Origin of the sequence: Agilicoccus flavus, assembly GCF_014857905.1 — a bacterium.
Taxonomy (GTDB): domain Bacteria; phylum Actinomycetota; class Actinomycetes; order Actinomycetales; family Dermatophilaceae; genus Agilicoccus; species Agilicoccus flavus.
Map to the genome: position 1 here is coordinate 1 of NZ_JACYXE010000008.1, position 20,020 is coordinate 20,020.

At 74.4% G+C, this 20,020-nt stretch carries 17 protein-coding genes; 15 read left to right on the forward strand and 2 right to left on the reverse strand.

Going from position 1 to position 20,020, the window contains the following annotated elements:
* Positions 1 to 202, reverse strand: a 202-nt coding sequence (locus ICW24_RS12365) for an IS110 family transposase (protein WP_226346028.1), incomplete at its 3' end; no start/stop codon positions are given.
* A gap of 405 nt (positions 203 to 607) precedes the next feature.
* Between ICW24_RS12365 and ICW24_RS12370 the strand changes: the two genes are divergently transcribed.
* Entirely contained in the window at positions 608 to 1,315 is a 708-nt protein-coding gene (locus ICW24_RS12370) for a DUF6308 family protein (RefSeq protein WP_226346029.1), read from the forward strand.
* Between the two features lie 4 nt (positions 1,316 to 1,319).
* Here ICW24_RS12370 and ICW24_RS12375 read toward each other — a convergent pair whose 3' ends face one another.
* Positions 1,320 to 2,723: an FUSC family protein gene (locus tag ICW24_RS12375; RefSeq protein ID WP_226346030.1), complete on the reverse strand. Its 1,404-nt coding sequence runs from the start codon at positions 2,721 to 2,723 to the stop codon at positions 1,320 to 1,322.
* A gap of 78 nt (positions 2,724 to 2,801) precedes the next feature.
* Here ICW24_RS12375 and ICW24_RS12380 point away from each other — a divergent pair, with 78 nt between their 5' ends.
* The 14 genes from ICW24_RS12380 (at position 2,802) to ICW24_RS12445 (ending at position 20,015) form a co-directional block, all read left to right on the forward strand.
* Positions 2,802 to 4,052: a DUF445 domain-containing protein gene (locus tag ICW24_RS12380; RefSeq protein ID WP_226346031.1), complete on the forward strand. Its 1,251-nt coding sequence runs from the start codon at positions 2,802 to 2,804 to the stop codon at positions 4,050 to 4,052.
* 130 nt (positions 4,053 to 4,182) lie between these two features.
* On the forward strand, positions 4,183 to 5,724 hold the full coding sequence (locus ICW24_RS12385) for an ABC transporter substrate-binding protein (protein WP_226346032.1): 1,542 nt from the start codon (positions 4,183 to 4,185) through the stop codon (positions 5,722 to 5,724).
* Positions 5,725 to 5,786: 62 nt separating this feature from the next.
* Positions 5,787 to 6,722 carry an ABC transporter permease gene (locus ICW24_RS12390; protein WP_226346223.1) on the forward strand — a complete coding sequence of 312 codons (936 nt, stop codon included), beginning with the start codon at positions 5,787 to 5,789 and terminating at the stop codon, positions 6,720 to 6,722.
* A complete protein-coding gene (locus tag ICW24_RS12395) occupies positions 6,719 to 7,627 on the forward strand; it encodes an ABC transporter permease (protein WP_443588048.1) in 909 nt (302 codons plus the stop codon). Before ICW24_RS12390 ends, ICW24_RS12395 begins: the two co-directional genes overlap by 4 nt.
* A complete protein-coding gene (locus ICW24_RS12400; RefSeq protein ID WP_226346033.1) occupies positions 7,624 to 9,468 on the forward strand; it encodes a dipeptide ABC transporter ATP-binding protein in 1,845 nt (614 codons plus the stop codon). The genes ICW24_RS12395 and ICW24_RS12400 overlap by 4 nt, the downstream gene beginning before the upstream one ends.
* A 20-nt stretch (positions 9,469 to 9,488) precedes the next feature.
* Positions 9,489 to 10,685, forward strand: a complete 1,197-nt coding sequence (locus tag ICW24_RS12405) for a P1 family peptidase (protein WP_226346034.1) — start codon at positions 9,489 to 9,491, stop codon at positions 10,683 to 10,685.
* Positions 10,686 to 10,690: 5 nt separating this feature from the next.
* Positions 10,691 to 11,593 (forward strand): SDR family NAD(P)-dependent oxidoreductase, encoded by a 903-nt coding sequence (locus tag ICW24_RS12410; protein ID WP_226346035.1) that lies wholly within the window; start codon positions 10,691 to 10,693, stop codon positions 11,591 to 11,593.
* A 22-nt stretch (positions 11,594 to 11,615) separates the two neighbouring features.
* Positions 11,616 to 12,329, forward strand: a complete 714-nt coding sequence (locus tag ICW24_RS12415; protein ID WP_226346036.1) for an IMPACT family protein — start codon at positions 11,616 to 11,618, stop codon at positions 12,327 to 12,329.
* Entirely contained in the window at positions 12,326 to 13,690 is a 1,365-nt protein-coding gene (locus ICW24_RS12420; protein WP_226346037.1) for an aspartate aminotransferase family protein, read from the forward strand. Before ICW24_RS12415 ends, ICW24_RS12420 begins: the two co-directional genes overlap by 4 nt.
* 101 nt (positions 13,691 to 13,791) lie before the next feature.
* Positions 13,792 to 16,713: a Na+/H+ antiporter subunit A gene (locus tag ICW24_RS12425; RefSeq protein WP_226346038.1), complete on the forward strand. Its 2,922-nt coding sequence runs from the start codon at positions 13,792 to 13,794 to the stop codon at positions 16,711 to 16,713.
* Complete coding sequence (locus tag ICW24_RS12430) at positions 16,710 to 17,285, forward strand: Na(+)/H(+) antiporter subunit C (protein WP_226346039.1); 576 nt, start codon at positions 16,710 to 16,712, stop codon at positions 17,283 to 17,285. Before ICW24_RS12425 ends, ICW24_RS12430 begins: the two co-directional genes overlap by 4 nt.
* Positions 17,282 to 18,964, forward strand: a complete 1,683-nt coding sequence (locus tag ICW24_RS12435) for a Na+/H+ antiporter subunit D (protein WP_226346040.1) — start codon at positions 17,282 to 17,284, stop codon at positions 18,962 to 18,964. Before ICW24_RS12430 ends, ICW24_RS12435 begins: the two co-directional genes overlap by 4 nt.
* The gene (locus ICW24_RS12440; protein ID WP_226346041.1) at positions 18,961 to 19,650 is read left to right on the forward strand and encodes a Na+/H+ antiporter subunit E; all 690 of its coding nucleotides are present in this window, start codon (positions 18,961 to 18,963) and stop codon (positions 19,648 to 19,650) included. The genes ICW24_RS12435 and ICW24_RS12440 overlap by 4 nt, the downstream gene beginning before the upstream one ends.
* A complete protein-coding gene (locus tag ICW24_RS12445) occupies positions 19,647 to 20,015 on the forward strand; it encodes an MrpF/PhaF family protein (RefSeq protein WP_226346042.1) in 369 nt (122 codons plus the stop codon). The genes ICW24_RS12440 and ICW24_RS12445 overlap by 4 nt, the downstream gene beginning before the upstream one ends.
* Positions 20,016 to 20,020 lie beyond the last annotated feature (5 nt).

A 20,020-nucleotide genomic window follows, 5' to 3' on the forward strand; every position in this document is an offset into this window, starting at 1 on the left:
AGGCCGGCTGATCGACCACGACGAGCACCGGCCCGTGCGTGGCGAGCTGTTCGTACAGGGCCTGCAGGCGGGCTTCGTCCTGCGGCAGCGGCTTGTCGTGCACGCGTGCGCCGGTGGCGTTCACCGCGCAGGCGTGGTGTTCGCCCTTGCCAACGTCAAGGCCCAGGTAGACCGCGTAGGCGCGGTCGGGAAGTCCGTTCACTTCTGCCTCCTGCCAGCACGTGAGTCGGTCCCAACACTGGCCACGGTCGGGCGTCAGCAGCCGGCACCCACGTTACGAAGAGACCTGACGAGCACGCTCGTCGGCCGTGTCCCTATCAGCGGTCACGCCGACGCCACCAGGCCCGGTGACAACACCCCCCGGATCATCCGAACAACAGGGGCACTCAGTCATGCCGGACCTGGTGACCAGCACCCCACATCATCGGGGTGCGAAGAAGGTAACGGGTCGTGACCACGCGACCCGTGGAGGGGCAGGCCCGCGGAGGCCCGCAGACCCACGCGTGCCCCGCGCCGGATACCGTGACGGTGCGAGAGACGCAGGTCCTCCTCGGTCGTCGGCGCACCCACCGGCGGGCCACGGGAGGGCTCAGGAACGGAGGCACCGATGACGCTCGCCCGGCTGACCGTCCCGCAGGACTGGCGCAACGCGGAACCGTTCTACCGGTCCGCGGCGGAGCGCGTGCGCACGGCGCTCGCCGATCCCCGGACCCCCGAGCGTCTGACCCGGTACTACAACCGGGGCGGCGACTTCGCCGGCGCCTCCTTCCTCGGCCTCGGCGAGAACGACCCCGCGCGGATCGGCGAGGCCGACCTGCTCGCGGCGACGCTGCTCGAGGCGCCGGTCTCGGCACTCATGGCGCGGGCGCTCCTCAAGGACGGGCCCACCCGCGACCGGGTCCACGAACTGCTGTCGCCCGAGCGGCTGCCGCTCGACGCGCGCCTCGAGGACGTGACCCCGCCGGTGCTCGCGGCGATGGACGAGCTGTACACGACGCTGCGGGCGGTCGTGCCGCCCCCCACCGACCGGTACCAGACCGGATGGACCACCGCCGCGAAGATCTGTGCCCGCAAGCGACCCGACCTGTTCCCCGTCCGCGACGAGGTGGTCTGCCGCTACCTCGGGCTGTGGCCCTCCCGCTACCAGGTCGACTGGCAGGTCTTCCACACCGTCATGGCCGACCCCCGGGTACGCGACGAACTCGACCGTCTCGTGTCCCGCGCCGACGAGTCCGACACGGTCGACGTCGGCCGTCAGGACGCCCGCCTGCGCCACCTCGACGTCGTCCTCTGGATGCACGCGCCCCGGCGCTGAGGCCTCACACGATCGGATAGCGGGCCGGCCCGCCCTGCGGAGGTCGGCGACCGACGTCCGCGGCGATCTCGTCCCGGCGCGGTCGCGCGGACCGCGCCAGGAGCAGGCGGGTCAGCGGCGTCGGCGCGGGCGGCGGCGGCGCGGCCTGCGTCTCGAGGTCGAGGGCCACGAGGAACCGGTCCACCCCGCCGAGGATCGATCCGCGCAGCAGCCAGGCGGCCGCGTCGTCGGCCGGGTCGACTAGCAGGAGCTCCGTGAGCATGGCGCGGGTCTCCCGCAGCGCCTCGAGGGCGTCGCGCAGGGCGGCGGCGGCGGGTGCCGTCTCGTCGCGGGCCCTCGCCGCGACGAACAGCCCGTACGCCTCCACCGCCTCGCCCATGAGGGTGAGCACGCCGGCGAACGCCGACCGCACCGCCTCGGCCTCCGGTGAGGCCTCCGACGAGGTCGGTGCGTCCGGGGGTGGAGCCGCGGGGTCGATGCGCGGCAGGGTGCCCGTCCCGACCGTCGCGGGGGCTTCTTCCATGATGGACATGAGCGTGTGCCGGACGGCGAGGGTCGCCGCGTCCAGCGCGCGGAGCCCGGGCCGCAGGACCGGGCCGGTGTCACCCACGGCCGCGGAGCGGGGGTTGAACCGACGCGCCTCCTCGTGGACGACGAGCGCCTCCTCGGCGCCCGTCACGAGGGGCAGGACGCGGTGGACGTCGTCGAGCCACCGTTGCACGCGGGAGCGGGCGAACCCCTCCTCGAGCTCACGGCCGGCGCGTTCGAGCGCCGCGGACAGGTGGCGCGCGACGTCCTCGACCGCGGCCACGACGCCGCGCCCCGCCGCGTCGGGCGGGACGAGCAGGTTGAAGGCCATGCCCACACCCGCGCCGATGAGGGTGTTGGTGATGCGGGTCGTGGCGGCGAGGTCGTGCTGGGCGACCCCGAGCACGAGCATCGCGCTGATCGGCGTCTCGAGGATGTGGTCGCCGAGGCGGAACGCGTGGGCGAGGGTGAGCGCCAGCCCGATCGCGAGCCCCAGGCTCCACCAGGTGAGGCCGAACCAGATCGACAGGCCCAGCGCGACGACGACCCCGGTGAGGACGGACGCGACCCGCCCGACCCCGCTGCGCAACGAGCCGAACAGGCTCGCCTGGACGACGAGCAGGGCCGTCAGCGGCCCGGTGAGGTCGGTGAGGTTCGGGGTCACCGCCTTCGCCGCGAGGTAGGCGAGGACCGCCGCCGTCGTGAGTCGCAGGATGCGGGAACCGTTCTCGCGCACGGCGAGCCTGGCCTCGCGGCGCGGCGGGAGGGCGCGGAACGCCCCCGTCGTCGCGTCGAGCGCGGACGAGCGGCGCCGGCGGAGCCGAGCGGCCCACGAGGTGCGCGCGGCCGACGTCCCCCGCGTCCCCCGGCCCGTGCCCATGCGCCCATTCTCGCGCACGCGCCCGCCGCGATCGCGGCCCGGCGACGCGCCCGTGGAGTCGCGGGGGACAATCGCCGCATGAGTTCACCCACCCTGGCGGCCGCCGACGAGGCGCGCGCCCTCGGCCTGCGGCGCATGCGGACGGTCGCGACCTCGCTGCTCGTGCTGGCCGCGCTCGTGTTCGTCGCCACGCTCCACCGTGGCGGGGTGTGGGGCTACGTCAACGCGACCGCCGAGGCCGCGATGGTCGGCGCGCTCGCCGACTGGTTCGCCGTCACCGCGCTGTTCCGCCACCCGCTCGGCATCCCGGTCCCGCACACGGCGCTCGTCCCGAAGAAGAAGGACGTGTTCGCCAAGGGGCTCGAGGACTTCGTCGTCGGCAACTTCCTCACCGGCGACGCCGCCCGCGAGCGGTTCGTCGCGGCCGGGGTGACCCGCCGGGTGGGCGGCTGGCTGCGCGACCGCGCGCACAGCACCCGGCTCGTCGCCGAGGTGTCCTCGACCCTCGAGCGGGGCCTGGAGCACCTCGACGACGACGAGGTCCGCTCGGTGCTGGAGAAGTCGCTGCTCCCTCGGCTCGCGGCGGAGCCGGTGAGCCCGCTGGCCGGCTCCCTGCTGCACCAGGTCGTGGCCGACCGCGTCCACGTCGGGCTCGTCGACCTGTGCGTCGTCGAGGCCCACAACTGGCTGCTCGACAACCCGCGCACGTTCATGACCCTCGTCACCGAGCGCGCCCCGAGCTGGGCCCCGACCTGGGTCAACGACCTCGTGGGCGACCGCCTGCACACCGAGGCCGTGAAGTGGCTGCGGGACGTGCGCGACGACCCGGCCCACCACGTCCGGCTCGCGCTCGACGACCTCCTGCGCGACCTCGCGACCAACCTCGGCGAGGACCCGTCGACGATGGCGCGGGCCGAGGCGCTCAAGGAGCGGTTCCTCACCCACCCGCAGACCCTCGAGACCGCGATGGGCCTGTGGGAGGTCGTGCGCCGCACCCTGTCCGTCTCCCTCGCCGACGAGCAGGGCCCGCTGCGCGAGCGCCTCGTGGACGAGTGCGTGGCCCTCGGGGCCCGCCTCGAGGCCGACGAGGCGTTGCGCGCCCGCGTCGACGAGCGGGCCGGGGCGATCGTCGCGTCGGTCGTCGAGTCCTACGGGCCCGAACTCGCGCCGATCATCAGCCAGGTCATCGCCCGCTGGGACGGCAAGGAGGCCGCCGAGCGCATCGAGCTGCACGTCGGTCGCGACCTGCAGTTCATCCGCATCAACGGAACGATCGTCGGCGGCCTCGCCGGCCTGCTCATCCACACCCTCGCGCAGCTCGCCGCCTGAGGGCGCGGGACCCCGGCGCCCGCGCGCCCGCCCACCTATCCTTGACACCACCTCGGGCGACGGGTGGGATGACCGCAGCCCGCGCCCGGTGGGTCGGATCGGCCCGTACCCCCTCGACGACGGAGTTCGCATGCGCACACGAGCAGTCACCGCCCTCGCCGCGGTCCTTGCGGGAACGCTCGCGCTGGGCGCGTGCTCGGCCGGGTCGACCTCCACGCCCGGGGGCGGGGGGACGGCCGGGACGGGTGGCGCGGGCGGCGGGTCCGGTGCGAACGCGCTCGCCGTGGGCATGGTCGCCGAGCCGGCCAGCCTCGACTTCACGACCACCGACGGTGCCGCGATCCCGCAGGCCCTCCTGACCAACGTCTACGAGGGCCTCGTCGAGCTCGACGGCGAGGGCAAGATCGTCCCCGCCCTGGCCACGAGCTGGCAGGTCTCGCCCGACCGCAAGACCTACACCTTCGAGCTCGACCCGAAGGCGCGGTTCAGCTCGGGGGCGCCGTTCACGGCCGCCGACGCCGTCTTCTCGATCGAGCGGGTGAAGAAGGACTGGACCGTCTCGCTGAAGTCGGCGATGGACGTCGTCGCCTCGGCGAAGGCGCAGGGCGACCACCGCCTCGTCGTCACGTTGACCGAGCCGAGCAACGACTGGCTGTTCCGGATGACGACCCGCGTCGGGGCGATGTTCAGCCGGACCGGCGTCGACGCCCTCGCGACGAAGCCGGTGGGCACCGGCCCGTACACGCTGGGGGAGTGGAAGCGGGGCGATTCGATCACCCTGAACCGCAACCCGTCCTACGGCGGGCAGAAGCCGTTCTTCGACTCGGTCCGGCTCGCGTATTTCAAGGAGCCGACGGCGCTGAACAACGCGCTGCTCACGGGCACCATCGACGTCATCTCCACCGTCCAGGCGCCCGACACCGTCGAGCAGTTCACCTCCGACGACCGCTTCGAGGTCGTCGAGGGGACGACGAACGGCGAGGTCGTCCTGTCGATGAACAACGCGAAGGGCCCGTTCGCCGACGCCCGGGTGCGCCGCGCCGCGCGCCAGGCCATCGACCACCGGGCCCTGCTCGACCTGTGCTGGGCGGGCCGGGGGACGCTCATCGGCAGCATGGTCCCCCCGACCGACCCGTGGTACGAGGACCTCACCGGGGTCGTCCCCTTCGACCTCGCCGCGTCCAAGGCGCTCCTCGCGAAGGCGGGCACCCCGAACCCGGCGATCCGGCTGCGGCTGCCCACGCTGCCCTACGCCGCCGAGTGCGGGCAGGTCGTCAAGAGCCAGCTCGAACAGGCCGGGTTCCGCGTCACCCTCGACCAGCTGGAGTTCCCGGCCGCGTGGCTGACGACCGTCTTCAAGGGCGGCGACTACGACGCGTCGATCATCGCCCACGTGGAGCCGCGTGACCTGCCGACGGTCTTCGGCAACCCCGACTACTACATCCACTACAAGAACCCGCAGCTCACGGCCGCTCTCGCCGCGGCCGACGCCGGCGACGAAGCGACGCAGGCGGCGCAGATGAAGAAGGCCGCGCGCCTGCTGGCGGAGGACTCGGCCTCCGACTGGCTGTTCCTGCTGCCGAACCTCATGGTCGCGAAGAAGGGGATCACGGGGTTGCCGAAGAACGCGATCACGGAGTCCTTCGACGTCACGGGACTCGCGCGCGGCTGAGCCGCGACGACCCGTCCCCTCCCGTGACCTCGGTCCCCTCTTTCGCGCCGCCCGCCCGGCGGATGCTCGCGCGCCTCGCGACCCTGCTCGGCTCGCTCGCGGTGAGCTCGGTCGTCGTCTTCGCGTTCATGCAGGTGCTGCCGGGCGATCCGGCGCGGGTCGCGCTCGGGCTCAACGCCTCCGAGGAGGCGGTCGCGGCGATGCGCAGCCACTTCGGGCTCGACCGGCCGCTGCTCGTGCGTTACCTCGACTGGGTGGGCGGGCTGGTGAGCGGGAACCCGGGGGAGAGCTACATCTCGCGCGCCCAGATCGGGCCGCAGCTCGCCGACCGCTTCGCCGTGACCGCCTGGCTCGTCCTCGCGGGCATGGTCATCGCGCTGCTCATCGCCCTGCCTCTGGGCGTGCTCATGGCGGTGCGCCACCGCGACGCGGTGGGCCTGGTCACCTCGGCCGTCTCGCAGATCGGGGTGGCGATCCCGTCGTTCCTCGCGGGCATCCTGCTCATCGCCGTGTTCGCGGTGGGGCTGCGCTGGCTGCCGGCGGGCGGCTGGACCCCGCCCGCCGTCGACCCGGCGGCGTTCCTCGCGCGCCTCGCGCTCCCGGCGCTCTCGCTCGGTCTCGTCCAGGGCGCGGTGCTCGCCCGGTACGTGCGCACCGCGATCCTCGACGTCATGTCCGAGGACTACGTGCGCACCGCCCGGTCCAAGGGGCTCACCCCCTTGAGGGCGTTGTGGCGGCACGGGCTGCGCAACGCCGCCATCCCGGTCGTCACCGTGCTGGCGCTCCAGCTCGCGACCCTGCTCATCGGCGCCGTCGTCGTCGAACGGGTCTTCGTCGTCCCCGGCCTCGGCAGCTTCCTGCTCGACGCGGTGGCCCAACGCGACCTGGTCGTCGTCGCCGACATCGTCATGGTCCTCGTCGTCTGCGTGCTCGTCGTCAACACCCTCGCGGACCTCGCCTACGGCCTGCTCGACCCCCGGACGCGAGGGGTGCGGTGAGCGCGGGGCCGGGAGCCGGCGTCGACCTCGGCGGGCCGGGCCCGGAGGGCGTGGACCCTGCGTCGCGCCCGCCCGGGGCGATCCGCGACCGCCGCCTCTCGCCGACGCTGCTCGTCGGCGCGGTCCTCGTCGGCCTCGTCGTGGTCGGGGCCGCGGTCTCCTACGTCTGGACCCCGTACGATCCCGTCCGGGTCGACGCGACCGCGCGCCTGCTGCCGTTCTCGGCCGAGCACTGGTTCGGCACGGACCGGTTCGGGCGGGACGTGTTCTCCCGCGTCCTCGTCGGCGCGCGGACCACGCTGTTGGTCGGCGTCGTCTCGGTGGGCCTCGCCGCCGCCGTCGGGGTCCCGCTCGGGATCCTCGCGGGGATGACCCGCGGGATCCTGCCGACGCTCATCATGCGCGCGTGCGACCTGCTGCTGGCGTTCCCCGCGCTGCTGCTCGCCATCATGTTCGGCGCCGTGTTCGGCGGCAGCACCCTCACGGCCATGGTCGCCATCGGCATCGCGACGATCCCGTCGTTCGTCCGGGTCGTGCGCGCCGGGACGCTGCAGGTGATGAGTACGGAGTACGTGCTCGCCGCCCGGGCCGCCGGGCGGATGCGCCCCGCGATCGCCTGGCGGCACGTCCTGCCGAACGTCTCCGGGGTCGTCATCGTGCAGGCGTCGGTCTCGTTCGCCATCGCCGTCCTCGCGGAGGCCGCGCTGAGCTTCCTCGGGTTCGGGACGCCGCCGCCCACCCCGAGCTGGGGCCGGATGCTCCAGGAGGCGCAGCCGCTGCTCTTCCTGGCTCCCCGGATCGCCGTCGTGCCCGGGGTGGCGGTCGCGCTGGCGGTCCTCGGGTTCAACCTGCTCGGCGACGGGCTGCGCGACGTGCTCGACCCGCGCACGCGGGAGATCCGATGAGCCCGGCCGTCCGCACGGTGCCGGGCCGGGACGACCGCGATCGGGACGACCTCGTCCTCGACGTCGCCGGCCTGAGCGTGCACGCGGGGGACCTGCCGCTCGTGCAGGACGTGGCCCTGTCCGTCCGACGGGGCGAGCGGGTGGGGCTCATCGGCGAGTCGGGATCGGGCAAGTCCCTGACCGCCCTGTCGGTCCTCGGCCTGCTGCCGACCGGTCTGCGGGCGAGCGGGCGGGTGCGGGTCGCGACGGCGCAGGGGCCCCACGACGTCGTCGGTTCCTCCGAGCGCGCGATGTCGGCCGTGCGCGGCCGCGACGTCGCCATGGTCTTCCAGGAGCCGATGACCGCCCTCAACCCGACGATGCGGGTCGGCCGGCAGGTCGCCGAGGCGATGCGACTCCACGGCGTGGACGCGCGGGCCGCCGGGGCGCGCGCGGTCGAGCTCCTCGCCGACGTGCGCCTGCCCGACCCCGCGGCCGCGGCCCGCGCCTACCCTCACCAGCTCTCGGGAGGGCAGCGCCAGCGCGTCGTCCTCGCGATGGCGCTCGCCAACGACCCCGGGCTCCTCGTGGCCGACGAACCGACGACCGCCCTCGACGTCACCGTGCAGGCGGGGGTGCTCGACCTCATCGTCGCCGGCGTCGCGGCCCGCGACGCCGGGCTGCTGTTCATCAGCCACGACCTCGCCGTCGTCGCCACCGTCTGCGACCGGGTGGCCGTCATGACCGACGGCCGGATCGTCGAGACCGGCGACGTCGCGCAGGTGCTCACCGCGCCGGACCACCCCTACACCCGGCGCCTCGTCGCGGCCGCCGACCTGTCCGTCGTGGACGACCGCGGCCGCCTCACCGGCGGGGCCGGAACGCGCCGGCCGTCCGCGCCGCCGGCCCGCGCGTCCTCGGGCGGATCCGCGGCCGCTCCGCCCGAGCACGATCGGCCCGGCGACGGATCCGCCGACTGGCTCGGGGCCCCGATCATCGAGGTCAGCGGGCTGTCCCGGACGTACGCGGGGCGGCGCACGTCGTGGCGCGCGCGGCCCGAGCCCGTGCACGCCCTGCGCGACGTGAGCTTCACGGTCGCCCGCGGTGAACGCCTCGGCATCGTCGGGGAGTCCGGCTGCGGCAAGTCGACCCTCCTGCGCCTCCTGGCGGGCCTCGACACCCCGACCTCGGGCACGGTCCGCATCGAGGGGGCGCAGGTGTCCGGCCGCTCGGAGCGGGAACTGGTGCCCCTCGTGCGCCGGCGCCTGCAGCTCGTGTTCCAAGACCCGATGGGCTCCCTCGACCCCCGGATGCGGGTGGCCGACATCGTCGCCGAGCCCCTCGTCGCGCAGGGACTGCCCGGCGGTCGCGAGCGCGTCCGCGAACTCCTGACGGCGGTCGGGCTCGACCCCGACGCGGCCCGGCGCTACTCGCACCAGTTCTCCGGGGGGCAGCGGCAACGGATCTCCATCGCGCGGGCCCTCGCGCCGTCGCCGTCGATCCTCGTCGCCGACGAGGCCGTGAGCGCCCTCGACGTGTCGGTGCGCGCGCAGGTGCTCGACCTGCTCGCCGACCTCGTCGACGACCTCGGCCTCACGCTGGTGTTCGTCTCGCACGACCTCGCGGTCGTCCGTCACCTGTGCGAGCGCGTCCTCGTCATGGAGGCCGGCCGGATCGTCGAGGAGGGGCCGACGGCGGCGCTGTTCGAGGCCCCCGACCACCCGTACACGCGCCGCCTCGTCGGCAGCATCCCGACCATCGCCGGCGCCCTGCGCGGCGACCGCCCGGCCGACCTCGCGGCCGGTGCAGGTTCCGACGCCGACTCCGACGTCACCACCGACCCCTCCCCGGCGCGCCCGTGAGGACCGGGATCGGCCCCCTCGTGCCGGGACCCACGAACTCGTTGGCCGACGTCCCGGGGCTCGCCGTCGGACACGAGACGCTGCGCGGACCGGGGCGCCTGTCCGGCACTACGGTCGTCCTCGCGGCGGGGGAGGGGCTCGACGACCCCACCCGCGCGGCCGACCCGGGTTCCCGCGGGGCGATCGGCGGCGTCGACGTGCGCGGCGGCGGCCCCGGGACCCGGGAGACCGACCTGCTCGACCCCCGCAACGTCGTCGAGCGTGTCCACGCGATCTGCCTCTCGGGTGGCAGCGCGTTCGGGCTCGCGGCCGCCGACGGGGTCGCGCGGGCGCTCTTCGCCGACGGGATCGGACTGCCGATGGGTGGGCCCGGCGAGGTCGTGCCGATCGTGCCCGGCGCCGTGGTCTTCGACCTGGGGCGCGGGGGAGACTTCGCGGCCGCCCCGGACGCGTCGAGCGGGGCCGCGGCCTACGCCGCGGCGGCGAGCGCCGCCCGGACGGCGGCGTCCGGCGGGCCCACCGGCGTCGCTCAGGGCTGCGTCGGGGCCGGGACGGGGGCGACCGTCGGCGGGCTCAAGGGCGGGATCGGCACGGCGAGCACGGTGCTGCCCGACGGGACGCGTGTCGCGGTGCTCCTCGTGCTCAACGCCCTCGGGGAGGCGGTCGACGCGCGGGACGGCACGCTCTGGGCCGCCCGCCACCTGCTGCCCGGCGAGCTCGACCTGGTCCGCCCCGACGCCGCCGACCTCGCGGAGGCGGCACGACGCGCCGCGGCCGCCCCGCCGCTCGTGCTCGGCCGGCCCGGCACCGCCACGACGATCGGGGTCGTCGCCACGGACGCGACGCTGACGAAAGCGCAGTGCGCCAAGCTGGCGGGCCTCGCCCACGACGGGCTGGCCCGCGGCGTCAACCCCGTGCACACGATGTTCGACGGCGACACGTTCTTCGGTCTGTCGACGACCCGGCGCCCGCCTCCCGACCTCGCCGGTTTCCACGCGATCCTCACGGCGGCCGGCGACACGGCCACCCGGGCCGTGGCGCACGCCGTGGTCGCGGCGACCGGCGTCGGGCCCACCGGGCCGGGCCCGAGAGGCGACGACCCGGGCGCGGCGAGGTTCGCGCGCCGCAGCTACGCCGACGCGTTCCCGAGCGCCGTCTCGGGGCTCCACCCGCGCCGCCGGCCGACGGACGACCCGCCCCCGCAGAGACGACCGTGACGACCGTGAGGACCGAGATGACCGACACCGCCGAGCCCCCGCAGACCCCGCAGTCCCCTGAGACCCCCGAGCCCCCGCAGACCCCGCAGGATCCGCGGAACTCGCGCCCCTCTCCGGCCCCCGGCGCCCCGACCGAGCGGCCGGACTACGCACGACTCTTCCGCCTCGACGGCCGCACGGCGCTCGTCGTCGGCGGCGGCAGCGGCATCGGCCGGGAGAGCGCCCTCGCCCTCGCCGCCCAGGGAGCCCGCGTCGTGGTGGCCGACCGGGACCTCGCCGCCGCGCGCGGGACGTGCAAGCTGGGCGAGGGGTTGACCCCGTTCGAGCTCGACATCCTCGACGCCGACGCCGTGGCCGCCGCACCCGGGGAGCTCGGCGACGTCGACGTCCTCGTCGTCACCGCTGGGGTCAACGTCCGGAAGCGGATCCTCGACTACTCCGGCGAGGAGTTCGACCGGGTCGTCGGCCTCAACCTGCGGGCCCACTTCGACCTCATCCGCGCGTTCGCCGGTCCGATGGCACAGCGGGGCCGCGGCAGCGTCATCGCGTTCAGCTCGATGCGCGCGGTCGTCGTCGAGCCGGGCCAGGGCGTCTACGCGGCGACCAAGGCCGGGCTCGTGCAGCTCCTGCGGACGGCGGCCGCCGAGCTGGGCCCGCAGGGTGTGCGCTTCAACGCCATCGCCCCCGGCGTGACGGACACGCCGCTGACGACCCAGATCAAGGCGGACCCGGCGTGGGCGGACGCCTACGCGCAGGCCTCCGCGCTGGGCCGGTGGGCGCACCCCAGCGAGCTCGCCGGGGCCGCGGTGTTCCTCGCCTCCGACGCCTCGAGCTTCGTCACGGGCAGCCAGCTCATGGTCGACGGTGGGTGGACCGCGGTCGACGGGCGCTTCGAGCCGCCGCGATGAGCTCGCCGACCCGACGGGCGCCGTGAGCGGCCCGGGCCGGCCGTCCTCGGAGTACGTCACGCTCGCGTCGGTCGCGCACGCCGAGATCGAGGTCAAGCGGTCGCGCTTCCTGGCCCACCTCGAGCGCGTCGGGAGCGAGGCGGAGGCGCGAGACGTCGTCGAGCGGGCGCGACGGACCCACCACGACGCGCGCCACCACTGCTCGGCCCTCGTCCTCGCGGGCGAGGTGGGGGACGGGGTGCTGCTGCCCGGCGTCCGACGTGCCCACGACGACGGCGAGCCGTCGGGCACGGCGGGGGCGCCCATGCTGGACGCGCTCGACGCGGCGGGGCTGTGCGACGTCGTCGCCGTCGTCACGCGGTGGTTCGGGGGCACCCTGCTGGGCACCGGCGGCCTCGCGCGCGCCTACGGCGACGCCGTCGCCGCGGCGGCCGCGGGGGCGCGGCGACGCACCCGTCGCCTCGTGGCCGAGGTCGAGGTCGAGGTGCCGATCGCGGACGTGGGCCGGGTCGAGCACGAGCTGCGCACCGCCGGTCTCGACGTCGTCGGCACCGACTACGCCGCGATCGCCACCCTGCACCTGCACGTGACGTCGAGGGACCTGTCGGCCGCCGAGGCCCACGTCGCGGCCGCGACGTCCGGCACGGCGCGCCTCGCCGTGGGGACGCGGCGGTGGGCGGACGTACGGTGGGGTCAGGATCGAGCCCGAGACCGAGCGAGCAGGAGCCCCAGATGACCACCACGACTGCGACCGCGAACATCGTCGACCCCACCCGAGACGCTCTCGCCGACGATCACGACCACGTCTTCCATTCGTGGTCGGCCCAGGACCAGATCTCGCCGGCCCTCGTCACCGACGCGAGCGGGTCCCGGTTCACGGCGGACGGGACCGAGTACCTCGACTTCTCGAGCCAGCTCGTCAACGTCAACATCGGCTACCAGCACCCGCGCCTCGTCGAGGCGATCAAGGCCGCCTGCGACGACGTCATGACGGTCTCGCCGGCGATGGCGCACGCCGCCCGCAGTGAGGCGGCCCGGCTCGTGGCGGAGGTGGGGCCCGACGGCATGGACCACGTCTTCTTCACCAACGGCGGGGCCGAGGCGATCGAGAACGCGACCCGCATGGCCCGCCTGCACACCGGTCGACAGAAGGTCCTCGCCGCCTACCGCAGCTATCACGGCGCGACGGCCGGCGCGATCACCGTGACCGGTGAGCCCCGCCGCTGGGCCTCCGAGCCGGGTTACCCCGGCGTGGTCCACTTCTGGGGCCCCTACCCCTACCGCTCGGCGTTCCACTCCACGTCGCCGCAGGAGGAGACCGAGCGTGCGCTGGCGCACCTCGCGGCCACGATCGCGGCCGAGGGGCCGCACACGATCGCCGCGATCGTCCTCGAGACCGTCGTGGGCACCAACGGCATCCTCGTGCCGCCGCCCGGCTACCTCGAGGGCGTCCGCCGGCTCTGCGACGAGCACGGCATCCTCTACATCGCCGACGAGGTCATGGCCGGGTTCGCGCGCTGCGGTGAGTGGTTCGCCGTCGACCACTGGGGCGTCGTGCCGGACCTCATCACCTTCGCCAAGGGCGTCAACTCGGGGTACGTGCCGATCGGCGGCGTGCTCATGTCGGGGCCGGTCGTCGACTCCTTCCGCGAGCGCCCCTACCCGGGCGGCCTCACCTACTCCGGGCACCCGCTGGCGTGCGCCTCGGCCGTGGCGAGCATCCGGATCATGCACGAGGAGGGGATCGTCGAGCACGCCCGCCACCTCGGACAGGACGTGTTCGGTCCGGGCCTGCGCGAGCTCGCCGCGGCCCACCCCGTCGTCGGGGACGTGCGCGGTCTCGGGGTGTTCTGGGCGCTCGAGCTCGTGAAGGACCGCGCGACGCGCGAACCGCTCGTGCCGCCGGGCGCCACGGGCGCCGACAACGCGCCGATGGCCGAGTTCACGGCCGCCTGCAAGAAGGCGGGCCTGTGGCCGTTCATCGGCGGGAACCGCACGCACGTCGTGCCGCCGGCCACCATCACCGACGAGGACGCCCGCGAGGGCCTGGAGCGTCTCGACGCCGCGCTGGGCAGCGTCGACCGCTACGCCTCGTGAGCGCGCCCCCGCTGCGTACCGCACCCGGGCCGGGCGCGGGCCGAGGCGGTCGCGCCCGTTAGGCTGAGGGTTCGTCCGCGAAGGAGAGAGGCTGTGCCGGCGTGATCGTCCTGCTCGTCGCCCACCTCGTGGCCGCGCTGATCGCGCCCGTCCTCGTCGCCCGGCTGGGCCGGGTCGCCTTCGCCTGGCTCGCGCTCGCGCCCGCGGCGGCGGCGGGCTGGGCCGCGATCCGCACGCCCGAGGTCCTCGCGGGGGCCGCGCCCACCGAACTCCTCACGTGGGTGCCGTCGATCGGTCTCGAGCTGGCGTTCCGCCTCGACGTCCTCTCGTGGCTGCTCACGCTCGTCGCGGGCGCGATCGGCGCTCTCGTGCTCGTCTACTGCGCGGCCTACTTCGAGGAGGACGAGCCGGGTCTCGGGCGGTTCGCGGCCTGCCTCGTCGGCTTCGCCGGGGCCATGCTCGGCCTCGTCACCAGCGACGACCTCCTCGTCCTGTACCTCTTCTGGGAGGCGACGACGGTCCTGTCGTACCTGCTCATCGGGCACCGCCCGCAGAGCCGGTCGAGCCGGTCGGCCGCCACCCAGGCCCTCGTCGTGACGACGTTCGGCGGGCTCGCGATGCTCGGCGGGCTCATCGTCGTCGGGCAGCGGGTCGGCACCTACCGCCTCTCGGAGGTCGTCGCCACCTTCGCCGCCGCGCCGATCGCGCCGGGCGACACGCTGCTCGTCACGGCCGTCGTGCTCGTGCTGCTCGGCGCGGTGTCGAAGTCGGCGCTCGTGCCGTTCCACTTCTGGCTGCCCGCGGCCATGGCGGCCCCGACCCCCGTCTCGGCCTACCTGCACGCGGCCGCGATGGTCAAGGCGGGCATCTACCTCGTCGCCCGGCTCGCCCCGGCCTTCGCCGACGTCCCCGCCTGGCGCTGGTGCGTGCTCGTCCTCGGCGGCGCGACGATGCTCCTCGGCGCGTACCGGTCGCTGCGCCAGCACGACCTCAAGCTCCTGCTGGCCTACGGCACGGTGAGCCAGCTCGGGTTCCTCGTCGTCCTCACCGGGACCGGCACGCCCGACGCCGCGCTCGCGGGGGTGGCGCTGCTCCTCGCGCACGCGATGTTCAAGGCCTGCCTGTTCCTCGTCGTCGGGGTCATGGACCACGCCACCAGCACGCGGGACCTGCGCGAGCTGAACGGCCTGCGGGCCTCGATGCCGGTGCTCGCGGTGACCGCCGCGGTGGCGGCCGCCTCGATGGCCGGTCTGCCGCCCACGCTCGGGTTCGTCGCCAAGGAGGCGGCCCTCGCGGCGTACGCCCGCGCCGACGCCGCCGACCTGGCCACCCTCGCGGTCCTCGTCGTCGGGTCGATGCTCACGTTCGCCTACAGCGCCCGGTTCGTCTGGGGCGCGTTCTGGGACGGCCCGGCGCGCAACGCCGAACCCACCCACGTGCACGCCCCCGGAGCGGTACTCGTCGGCGTGCCCGCCGTACTCGCCGCCGCCTCGCTCCTCGCGCCGCTGGCGGCCGGCCCCATCGACACCGCCCTGCTCGGCTACGCCGGCGTGTTCGGCGAGCCGCACGAGCATCTCGCCCTCTGGCACGGGCTCACCCCCGCGCTCGGGCTGTCGGTGCTCACGTGGCTCGTCGGTTCGGCGCTGTTCGCGGGGCGCGCCGGGCTGGAGCGGGCCCAGGACCGCGTGCCCGAGGTCCCGGCCGCGGAGGACGTCTACCGGCGGATCATGCGCGGGCTCGACCGCGTCTCCCTCGAGGTGACCGGAGCCTCGCAGCGGGGCTCGCTGCCGCTCACCCTCGGGGCGATCCTCGTCGTCTTCGTCGCCCTCCCCGGCGGGGTCCTCGTCGCCACCGCTCCCTGGGGTGAGTTGTCCCTGCGCTGGGCCGACTCCGCCGCCCAGGTCGGGGTGGCGATCGTCACCGTCATCGCCGCCGTCGCCGCCGTCCGCGCGCGCCGGCGGTTCCGCGCCATCTACCTCGTCGGCGTGACCGGCTACGCGTCCGCGATGATCTTCCTCCTCTTCGGGGCGCCCGACCTCGCCCTCACGCAGGTGCTCGTCGAGACGGTGTCGGTCGTCCTGTTCATCCTCGTCCTGCGCCGGCTGCCGGGCCGGTTCGACGACGAGGGATCGCGGGGCGCCCGGGCCATGCGCGTCGGGTTCGGCGTCGCCGTCGGCGCGGTCGCCGCGGCCCTCGCCGTCGTCGTGCCGCAGGCCCGCACGGCCGCCCCGGCGTCGGACGGGATGGCCGAGCTGGCCGTCGACTACGGGGGCGGCGAGAACATCGTCAACGTCATCCTCGTCGACATCCGGGCCTGGGACACGATGGGCGAGCTGTCCGTCGTGCTCGCCGCCGCGACCGGCGTGGCCAGCCTCGTGTTCCTTCACCGCGACAACGTCGCCCGCGCCGACCGTCGCGTGCGCGAGATGCGGGCCCGGCGTCGGCGGGCCCTCGGGCGGGGGCATCGCCCCGCCGACGGCACCGACGGCACCGGCGGCCGCACGTGGCTCGTCGGACACGAGGTCCACGGGAGCGGGCGGCACTCGACGATGTTCGAGGTCGTCACCCGCATGATCTTCCACGTGGTCATGACCTGGTCGCTGTTCCTGCTCTTCGCCGGGCACAACAACCCCGGCGGCGGGTTCGCCGCCGGGCTGGTCGCCGGTCTCGCGCTCGTCGTGCGCTACCTCGCGGGGGGTCGCGTGGAGCTGCGCAGCGCGATGCCCGTCGCCCCCCGTACCCTGCTCGGCCTGGGCCTGTTCCTCTCGGCGGGCAACGCGCTGGCCTCGATGATCGCCTCCGGCGACCCGCTGCAGACCTGGATCTTCGACGTCCCCGTGCCCCTGATCGGCAAGGTGCACGTCGTCACCTCCCTCGCCTTCGACGTCGGCGTGTACCTCGTCGTCATCGGGCTCATGCTCGACGTCCTGCGCAGCCTCGGGTCCTCCCTCGATCGCCAGATCGAGGACGAGGAGCACCGTCGGGCCCCCTCCGCACCGCAGCCGGTGGGAGGCCGACCGTGACCGTCAACCTCACCCTCGCCCTGCTCGTCGGGGTGCTCATCGGCTGCGGCGTCACGCTCATCATGGCGCGCGGGATCGTCCGCGCCCTGTGCGGTGTCCTGCTCGTCGGCAACGGCATCAACCTGCTCTTCCTCGTCGCGTCGGGCCGCCCCGGGCGGGCGCCGATCGTCGGGCAGAGCGCCGTGGAGGAGATGAGCGACCCGTTGCCGCAGGCCATGGTGCTCACCGCCATCGTCATCACCCTCGCGCTCACCGGCTTCGTCCTCGCGCTCGCGCACCGGTCGTGGCAGCTCTCGAACAGCGACCGCGTCGAGGACGACGACGAGGACGCTCGCATCCACCTCAAGGCCGTGGAGAACGACCTGTCCGACAGCGACTTCCACGGCGGCATCGACACCGAGCCGCTCGCCCCGGGCGAGGACCCCGACCCCGGCGGTCACCACACGTGCGCCCCCGGCGACGTCTTCTGGGACGACGACGAGACCGGTGACGGGGTCGGCGACGCCGCGTCGGACGGCTCCGACCCCGAAACGTCCACCCCGACCGCCGACCTGACCGGGAGGCGCTCGTGATCGACTCGTTCGCCTGGCTCGTGCCCCTGCCCGTGGTGCTGCCGCTCATCGGGGCGGGCCTGACCCTCATCGGGAGCCGCGACGACCGTTTCCAGCGCGTCGTCAGCCTCACCGTCCTCGGGCTCGTCCTCGCGGCGTCGGCGGCGATGCTCGTCCTGTCGCACACGCGGGGCACCCTCGCCGTGGCCGTCGGGGGGTGGCCGCCCCCCATGGGTATCGCGCTCGTCGTCGACCGCCTCAGCGCGCTCATGCTCGTCACGTCGACGCTCGTCACCGCCGGCGTCGTCCTCTACGCGATCGGCCAGGGCCGCTCGAGCGACGACGAGACCGACGCCGGGTCCCCGCTCCCGATCTTCCACCCCACGCTCATGGTCCTCATCGCGGGTGTGTCGACGACGTTCGTCTCGGGCGACCTGTTCCACGTCTACGTCGGCTTCGAGATGCTGCTCGTCGCGAGCTTCGTCCTGCTCACGCTCGGCGGGTCCGTCGACCGGGTGCGGGCCGGCGTCAACTACGTCTTCGTCAGCCTGCTGTCCTCGCTCGTCTTCCTCCTCGCCATCGCGCTCGTCTACGCGGCGACGGGCACGGTGACGCTCGCGCACCTGGCCGGCCGCCTCGACGCACTGCCCGAGGGAACCCGCACGACGCTCCACCTGCTCCTGCTGCTCGGGTTCGCCATCAAGGCCGCCGTCTTCCCGATGTCGGGGTGGCTGCCCGACTCGTACCCGACCGCACCGGCACCGGTCACCGCCGTCTTCGCCGGCCTGCTCACCAAGGTCGGCGTGTACGCGATCATCCGCACGCAGACGCTGCTCTTCCCGGGGGACCGCCTCGACACGCTGCTCATGATCGCCGCGGCGGCGACCATGGTCGTCGGCATCCTCGGCGCCATCGCCCAGGACGACATCAAGCGGATGCTGTCGTTCACGCTCGTCAGCCACATCGGGTACATGCTCTTCGGCGTGGCGACGCACACGCAGATCGGGCTCTCGGCGGCGCTGTTCTACACGATCCATCATATCGTCGTGCAGACCACCCTCTTCCTCGTCACGGGGCTGGTGGAGTGGCGCGGCGGCAGCACGAGCCTGTCCGAGCTGGGCGGGCTCGCGCGGACGGCCCCGGTCATCGCCGTCCTCTTCTTCGTCCCCGCGATGAACCTCGCGGGCATCCCGCCGTTCTCGGGCTTCCTCGGCAAGGTCGGGCTCATGCAGGCCGGCGTCGAGGTGGGCTCGCCCGTGGCGTACACGCTCGTCGGTGTCTCGGCCCTGACGAGCCTGCTCACGCTGTACGCGATCTCCCGCGTGTGGGGGCGGGCGTTCTGGCGCCGTCCCGTCTCGGCCCCGGGGGCCCTGGAACGGGTGCTGGGCTCCGGCGCGTCGGCCGGCGGCGGCGTGGGCGACGCGCCCGGCATCGGTGCCGCCCCGACGCCCCGGGTGACCGGGGAGGACGACCAACCGACCGGCGCCATCGACACCGGCGTGGACGACCTGAGCCTGCGCACCGTGCCGCGCGGCATGATCGCGCCCGCGGCGCTGCTCGTCGTCGTCAGCGTCGCTCTCACCCTCGTCGCCGGACCCCTGTACGAGGTGACCGACGCCGCGGCCGCGTCGCTGTGGGAACGGACGCCCTACGTCGACACCGTGCTGCAGCTCGAACGTGCGGGGGTGGTGGCCCCGTGAGCTCGGCCGACACCTCGCGCGGCACGCCGCGACGCCGCGCCCGCCCAGCGAGCGGCCGCGTCCGTCCGCTTCCGCTCCTGCTGCTCACCGCCGTGTGGGTCCTGCTGTGGGGCAACCTGTCCGTCGGGAACGTCGTGGCCGGGCTGCTCGTGGGCCTCGTCGTCCTTGTCCTCTTCCCGCTCCCGTACGCCGAGTTCCGGACCCGCGTCCGGCCAATCGCCCTGCTCGTGCTCCTCGGACGGTTCCTGTTCGACCTCGTGACCGCCAGCCTCGTCATGGCCTACCAGGCCGCGGCGCCGTGGGTGCGTCCGCAGGGCCGGCTGATGACCGTGCCCCTGCGCACCCACGACGAGGTCCTCGCCACGCTCACAGCCGAGATGACCGGCCTCATCCCCGGGTCGATCATCGTCGACCTGGACGTCGACCGCCGGGAGATGCTCATCCACGCCTTCGACGTGCCCGACCAGGAGGCGTTCGACCGGGTGATGGCGACCGTGCAGGGGCAGGAGGACCGGGTCCTGCGGGCCTTCGTCACACCCGACGCCGAGTCCGCCGCCCGGCCCACGGACGCGGGCGCCGACCCGCCGGCGAACACGGCGACGGACCCCGACCCGGACCGACGGTCGGACGCGGATGCGGACGCGGCCCCGGGCGCCGACCCCGACACGACGGGACGAGCCCGATGAACCCCCTCTTCGTCGCGGTCGTCACCGCCGTCCTCGGGACCGCCGCCGTCCTCGCCACCATCCGCATCGTCCGCGGACCCAGCGTCCTCGACCGCGCGGTGGGGGCCGACGTCCTCGTGTCGATCCTCGTCATCTCGCTCGGCGTGGAGGCGGCGGTGAACCGGCACTCGACGACGCTGCCGATCCTCGTCTCGCTCTCGCTCGTCGGTTTCGTCGGGTCGGTCGCCGTGGCGCGGTTCGCCGCGCGGGACGCCGACCCACGGGCCGGGACGACACGGGTCGACCCGCAGACGGGGCTCGTCACCGTCGACCGCGGCGACCCCTCCGGCTCCGGCGGCGACGACGCGTCGCCCCAGGTGCCCTGATGAGA